Source organism: Nitrosomonas sp. (genome assembly GCF_021731985.1).
Taxonomy (GTDB): domain Bacteria; phylum Pseudomonadota; class Gammaproteobacteria; order Burkholderiales; family Nitrosomonadaceae; genus Nitrosomonas.
Window position 1 is genome coordinate 24,600 of sequence record NZ_JAKFWH010000045.1, and the last position, 7,111, is coordinate 31,710.

The window sequence follows — 7,111 nt, forward strand, 5'->3', positions numbered from 1 at the left end:
TTTAACTCCTGGCTTGCTGGTAACGCCACCTTTTAATTTTTTGACCAATTTTTATGAAGCCGCTTAACGATTCGAATCCAACCATTCTTGCCCGTGAAACGTTGCGGCAACTTGCATCGCTCAGAATTCCTCCAACACCAGATAATTATCACAAGCTGTATGATCAGATTTCTGGTAAATCCGGAGACGATGTAAATTCTGCTGTTGCAGCGACAAATCAACATAAATCTGCAGATAATTCCACAGCTGAATCCATTGCGACCTGGGGAGAAACAATCGAAGCATTATTGAAGCAATTGGAAAAAAAGCAAGGTGCACTGACAACTGCAAAGAAGCGGGAAAGCATTAATCGGGTTCTCGCTAAATTTTCAAAAGATTCAAACCAGCTGCATACCAAGCTAAAGGCGTTAGTCGATTCCTGGGGAGCATTAGCTGCCGCAACGCAAGAATCAAATGAAGATGGGCAAATGCAAAATCCCTCTTCGCAAGTAACGCAGATTGATTCTGATAAACAAGCCGCTCAATTAAAGCATGCAGTTATAGAGCAGAGTCAAGTCGCCGGGCATTTTACTGATCAGCTATTGGAGTTGTTGGCACAAATGCTTGAGCAGGTTATCGCTAGGCAGATCGATGATGTAACTTTGGCTGAAGAAGCCAGAATGCTGGCGAATCAAGTGCGCAAAATTCAAGACAAGCTAGAAATGGAACGATTTGCTGCTGGATTTCAACAATTTTGCGGTAAATTTGATGCATATGGTGAGAGCGGTATCAAGTTGCAACAAGGCTTGCTCAAATTACTCAATATGCTCATGGACAGTACGGGTGAATTACTTGCAGAAGATCAATGGATTGGTGCCCGGATCAGTAAATTGCGCGAAACTATTTCCAAACCCCTGGATCAGCAGGTAATAACACAAGCTGAGCATTATCTGGAAGAGATAACGCAGAGGCAAGAAATAATCGGACGTAGCCTAAGTGAAGCCAAGGTGACCCTGAAGCAGATGGTGGCTTCCTTAATCAGTAATATTGAAGAACTCACCGATACGACAGATGAATATCAGAATAGGCTTGAACAGTATTCAGAAAAAATCAGTAATACTGACGATATAAAAGAGATTAATCAGCTGATGGTGCTGATTATGGAAGAAACCAGTCAAATGCAAAAAAGCACGTTAAATTACCGTAATGATTTTTTGGCGGCTCGCGCAGAAGTTGGTTTGGCGCAGAATAAAATCAATCAGCTAGAAACCGAGTTGTATGAAATGGGTGAGAAAGTGCATGAAGATCACCTGACAGGGATACTAAACCGGCGTGGTTTGGATAATGCTTTTGAGCGCGAAACCTCGCGTTCAGTGCGTCATCAGGTTCCTTTGTGCTATGCATTGCTGGATATTGATAATTTCAAACTGCTTAATGATACGCACGGCCACAAAGTGGGGGACGATGCATTGGTATACCTGGTTGAGTCAGTCAAGGATACAACGCGCCCTGAAGATATTGTGTCACGATATGGTGGTGAAGAGTTTGTAATTTTATTACCAAACACGGATCTTGAAGAAGCCGTACATATCTTATCCAGGATACGGCGTAATTTAACCAAGAAGTTTTTTTTGCATGAAAATAAACGTTTGTTAATCACTTTTAGTGCCGGTGTTGCTCAACTCCAGCCGGGAGAATCGCAAGAAAGTATTTTCAAACGAGCCGATGAGGCTTTGTATCGTGCAAAGAAAGGTGGCAAGAATCAGATACTCACATCTGAGTAACTCTATGTTAGTTAATAGATATTTCATAATAACCGGTAAATAGTACCGATTTCCCTTTTTATTCATTAAATCCATTTCTGGTTTGCTCTGTTAACGTTGTTTACATGACAGTCTATACCGGGATGGGTTCTCCTTCGCAATCCAACGAATTATCCCCAAAACTGGAATAGCCTGGCATCTTATGATGTCAATTGAGGAGGATAGCAATGCAAGAAGCTATTAAACAAAAACAGAAAAGAATGCTGAGATTGGTTAAATCGACAGATGCTATTAAAAGTGAGCAGAAACCCATGATTGATTCTGAGGACTATTATAAGCAAGTAGAACGCTACGCTGAACAGATCCGCAATACAAGCAACGCTGATGAAATCATTAGAATTCTTGATGTTGTGTTGTCTGAGACCAAAGGTTTGAGATTCAGTGATGAGGTTTTTGCTGCGCAGGAACAAGTAAAACGCGCGGAACAAAAGATTGAATCATTGAAAAGTGAATTGGAACAACTGAGGGGGCTCGTACAAACTGATCAAATGACAGGTGCGTTCAATCGCCGTGGGTTAGATGATGTTTTTAAACGTGAAGCGGCTCGTGCAGACAGGAATGCACAGTCTTTAGGGGTGGTTTTGATTGATTTGGATAACTTCAAACAGATTAATGACAACTTAGGGCATCAGTATGGGGATAGTGTGCTGATCAATTTGGTCAATGTAGCCAAAGAAACATTACGCCCTTCCGACATTGTGGCGCGATTTGGCGGGGAAGAATTTGTGGTTTTATTGCCCGATGTCGAGATGGAAGACGCATTAACTGTTATTTCCCGGTTACAAAGTAATCTGGCAAAAATTTTCTCAATTCAAGCGGATACACATTCAATACCAATAACGTTTAGCGCAGGCATAGCATTACGTTCATTTGGGGAACATCAAAATTCAGTCATAAGTCGTGCTGACAAAGCACTGTATCAAGCGAAGCGTACTGGAAAGAACCGGGCAATTCCTGCTTTGAGTTAACTAAATAAACTGAGAATTTTCGCAGATAAGTGTTCTGTTCTGAAAAACAGGGGCGCTGATTGATAATGTTTATTAGTTGTAAGAAATACTTAAGAAACATGCAATGAAGCCGATTAGCTAGAACATTTTTTTAAACGATGGATTAATTCGGGGAAGTAAATGGAAGGTTTTTTTCTTGGGCGGCAGCCAATTCTAGATCGTAATCAAAACCTAGTAGCATTTGAGTTACTTTTTAGACAAGAAGAGACTGATGAAAAGGCGAATGTCATTAATGATTTATCCGCATCAGCTAATGTCATTATCAATGCATATTGTCAACTGGGTATCCAAAATGTGTTGGGTAAACAGCGTGGTTTTATCAATGCAGATCCTGATCTGGTAATGAGTGACATTATTAGTTTATTGCCCGCCAAGCATGTCGTGTTGGAAATAAAAGAAACAGCGCTTATTACGGCAGAATTTATGCAGCGTTGCAACGAATTAAAGCAAAATGGATATCAATTTGCGCTTGATAATATCGTTGCAATGAATACTAAAGTTGAGCAATTACTGCCTTTGGTCAGTGTAGTGAAAGTAGACATTCTTGCAGTTGAAAGAAAAGAACTTGCGGAACTTGTAACTGAATTAAATCGCTGGCCGGTTTTGCTTTTGGCATTGAAAGTAGAAAGCCGTGAACAGGAAGCGTACTGCATGCAGTTGGGTTTTCAGATGTTCCAGGGATACTATTTTGCAAGGCCGGAGGTATTGGCCGTTAAACGTGCTGATCCAGCAAAATTGTCATTATTGAAGCTATTGACGTTAGTGATGGGCGATAGTGATATTGAGGAAATTGAAAAGGAATTTAAACATCAACCCGGATTAAGTTATAACTTGATGCGCATGGTGAATTCAGTTGCTAGTGGCGTGCCTCAGAAAATCAACTCTATTAAGCACGCAATCATGATACTGGGGCGCAAGCAATTACAGAGATGGATACAACTGTTACTTTATACCGCTAATCAGTCAGACGATAGTATGTCAAATGCATTAATGCAAACAGCGGCAGCGCGGGGAAAATTAATGGAATTAGTTGCTACAACCGAACGTCCGCATGATAAAAATCACCAGGAAAGAGCATTTATGGTAGGAATTCTTTCCTTGCTGGATGTATTGCTGGGTATTGAAATGCAGCAAATAGTTGACAAGCTGGGAATCCCGGACGATATGAGTCAAGCATTATTAGCCCGGGATGGGCGATTGGGTCAAGAATTAAAATTAATTGAAGCCAACGAGAAGGGTGAAGTTACTGCAATTCAGTCCATATTAACCGAACTGGGTTTTCTGAGTCTGAATGAATTGGCAGATATGGAGATACAAGCAATTGGGTGGGCCAATCGAATTGGTGAAGCCGTTAACTAATCGTTTCCTCATGAAGTTTTTAAGTTTGATATATGCATCAGCCAGCTGAACTGAAATTGGTTTCATACCAATTACCAAAGAATTTCACCAAAATGTTCTCTATTAATTGATTGTGCAGTCTGGAAGTGCCGGTTATGTAGGTTTATTGCATTTTTCCGGGGCTTATAGAACTAAAGTTATTCTAGGTTATGTCGTTAACTTATTGAGTAGAAAAATTATTCTCTAATTAAATGAGCATCATCGTGAGTATTCTGTTGGGCCTGATTGATTGGTCTTAAGTCTAAAGATAATTCATAACTAGAGCACAATAATAGTGGGTTGCCTAGATCAAGCAGTAGCATGAATAGCTCTGATCAAGATGAGTAACGAGGAGAAGAGTTATGGCTGAAATGCGATCAGGAGAGGGCCAAATTAAGAATCAAACGGTAGATAAACTGGTGCCCGAAGATCAAGATGGGGTTTTATGTACTGCCGAGGTTGATGAATACTTCATGGATATCAAGGGAGAGTTGAGCCAAATTGATCGATTAGTCAGTGATGCGGTTAATAATTTGGTCAGTAACTTTAGATATATCAGTAGGTTGACTAAATCTCACCATGATATGGTTTTGGCCATTGAGAAAATGGCTGCTCCTGAAGGAAGCAAGCCTATTCTTGAGTTATTGGAAAAACAAATGGATCTTGCTGACAAGATCGAGCAGGAATTAGAAATGGCTGTTACTTCATTACAGTTTGGTGATTTGGTTACACAGTTGCTGGCACATACTACGCATCAAGTAGAAATACTAAATATAGAATTGCAGCGCATTGATCGGCAAGGTAACTGGAAGAAGAAAGTTGGAAAGGAACCCTTGCATACGATACATGAAGGAATTTCGAAGGCAGTTGATGTGGCAAAAATTAAAAGTAAAAGAAAACCAGTAGTGCAGCAAGGTATGCAGATGGGTGACATTGAGCTTTTTTGATAGAGATTGTTTGTGGTTCGTATTTTTATCAAGCAAATTAAAAACATTAGTAAGAGGAGTGAGGTAAATGGCTAAAACAATACTTGCAGTAGATGACTCTGCATCAATTCGGCAAATGGTTGCTTTTACGCTCAAAGGTGCGGGTTATGAGGTTATTGAAGCCGTTGACGGTCAAGATGCACTGGATAAAGCGAATATTCATAAGGTCAATCTGGTATTAACCGATATTAATATGCCACGCATGGATGGGTTGAAACTGCTTGAATTGTTGCGCAAAGTGACGCACTACAAAACTATCCCTATCTTGATGCTGACTACAGAATCGGGAGACGAGATAAAAGCAAAAGGTAGAGCAGCAGGTGCAACAGGCTGGCTGGTTAAGCCGTTTGATCCCAAGCGATTGCTGGAAGTAATCAGTAAGGTTATTGGTTAGAAGTTAATATTTTTTAGGCAGATTAATAAGTTACAGATAACTTGCTTAATTTTAAAGATTATATAATTTTTATACTTCTGTTTTCTAATTTGCTTACTTCTTTAGAGTGTTAGCCTAACAACTCAACTTGGAATAGGGTTACCTATGAGTACAGATCTCGAACAATTTTATGAAATATTTTTTGAGGAATCCTCAGAATTACTTGCGGATATGGAAACATGTTTGCTAAGGCTTGATGTAAATTCACCGGATTTGGAAGATTTAAACGCTATATTTCGTGCCGCGCATTCTATTAAAGGCGGGGCTGGGACATTTGGTTTTACAGATATGACGGAGATGACGCATATGTTGGAATCATTACTGGATAAGCTGCGCAAGGGGGAACTCGAAGTGCGTAGTGAGATGGTTGATGCCTTTCTAAAGGCTGGCGATGTTATTAAAGCGCAACTGGCGGGACATCGTGGAGAAGGGCAAGCAGATCCAACTGTTGCCGCAGCAGTTTGTGAGGAACTGAAAAGATTGAGCGATGAAACACAAGCGCCAGCTAAAGAGTTAACGAACCCCGCTACCAATACTGAAACAGTGCAAGTAGAAGCCGAAGTTGAAGTCTCAACAATAGATGACTCATCGAAACTTACCTACAGTATCGAGTTTTCCGGTAGCGGGATGAGTGATGCTACCTTAGAAAATCTATTTGCTAATTTGAAGCAGTTGGGCAGCCTGGAAAACTTGACACCAGCCAATGTGATAGATCTGTGCAAATTGAAAATCACTACCGATAAAAGTGAAGAAGATATCTGGGAAACGCTGGCATTTGTAGTCGATCCGGCTACTTTAAAAATTGTAGTCGATACACTCAATAAAAATGAAACTATTGCAATAGAGCCAGAGGAAATGGATTCCGTCAGCATTGATGCGAAATCAATAGTCGATGAAGATGAGTTCTTAATGACTGATATGCCGCCTGCACCAGGTTATGGTTTCTTTCCGGGAGCGCCTGCTGCACCAAAGGACATTGATGATTCAGAATCGAGTTTGAATTCACCACAGCAACAAAGTGCAAGCATTAGCAAAAATGAAGCACAAGCCACACTGAATAAATCTTCCAGTAAAGCTAATGCAGCAGCTCCTGCCCCTGCCAGCGAAACTTCATCAATACGAGTCAGTATAGAGAAAGTCGATCAAATGATTAATTTGGTCGGGGAATTGGTGATTACACAGGCGATGCTTGCTCAGACAGCTTCTCAGTTTGATCCTGTGGTTTTTGAAAAACTGCATAGCGGGATGAATCAATTGGAGCGGAATACACGAGATCTTCAAGAGTCCGTTATGTCAATTCGTATGATGCCGATCAGTTTTGTATTTAGCCGATATCCGCGTGTTGTACGTGATTTGGCATCAAAATTGAATAAACGTGTTGACCTGGTCAAGTAAAACCGGACACCCCAGTTAAGCAACTTTCATCGTTTTTGCTGCTTCAGCTTCATATTGGTTCGGACTTTTGTAATCCAGGTATGAATGCAGTCTTTGGTTGTTATAAAACAC

The 7,111-nt window shown here is 40.6% G+C and carries 7 protein-coding genes; 6 read left to right on the forward strand and 1 reads right to left on the reverse strand.

From position 1 onward, the window contains the following. Positions 1 to 53: 53 nt before the first annotated feature. The 6 genes from QZ942_RS06095 (at position 54) to QZ942_RS06120 (ending at position 7,000) form a co-directional block, all read left to right on the forward strand. Entirely contained in the window at positions 54 to 1,763 is a 1,710-nt protein-coding gene (locus QZ942_RS06095) for a GGDEF domain-containing protein (protein WP_292993801.1), read from the forward strand. 206 nt (positions 1,764 to 1,969) lie between these two features. After that, entirely contained in the window at positions 1,970 to 2,770 is an 801-nt protein-coding gene (locus QZ942_RS06100) for a GGDEF domain-containing protein (RefSeq protein ID WP_292993802.1), read from the forward strand. Between the two features lie 159 nt (positions 2,771 to 2,929). Next, the gene (locus QZ942_RS06105) at positions 2,930 to 4,168 is read left to right on the forward strand and encodes an HDOD domain-containing protein (protein ID WP_292993803.1); all 1,239 of its coding nucleotides are present in this window, start codon (positions 2,930 to 2,932) and stop codon (positions 4,166 to 4,168) included. A gap of 380 nt (positions 4,169 to 4,548) precedes the next feature. After that, positions 4,549 to 5,133, forward strand: coding sequence for a hypothetical protein (locus QZ942_RS06110; RefSeq protein WP_292993804.1), 585 nt, complete (start codon positions 4,549 to 4,551; stop codon positions 5,131 to 5,133). Between the two features lie 67 nt (positions 5,134 to 5,200). Beyond that, on the forward strand, positions 5,201 to 5,566 hold the full coding sequence (locus tag QZ942_RS06115; RefSeq protein ID WP_292993805.1) for a response regulator: 366 nt from the start codon (positions 5,201 to 5,203) through the stop codon (positions 5,564 to 5,566). 144 nt (positions 5,567 to 5,710) lie between these two features. Further along, positions 5,711 to 7,000 (forward strand): Hpt domain-containing protein, encoded by a 1,290-nt coding sequence (locus tag QZ942_RS06120; RefSeq protein ID WP_292993806.1) that lies wholly within the window; start codon positions 5,711 to 5,713, stop codon positions 6,998 to 7,000. A gap of 15 nt (positions 7,001 to 7,015) precedes the next feature. Here QZ942_RS06120 and QZ942_RS14070 read toward each other — a convergent pair. Continuing rightward, on the reverse strand, positions 7,016 to 7,111 hold a 96-nt coding region (locus tag QZ942_RS14070), incomplete at its 5' end, for an IS3 family transposase (RefSeq protein WP_366835997.1).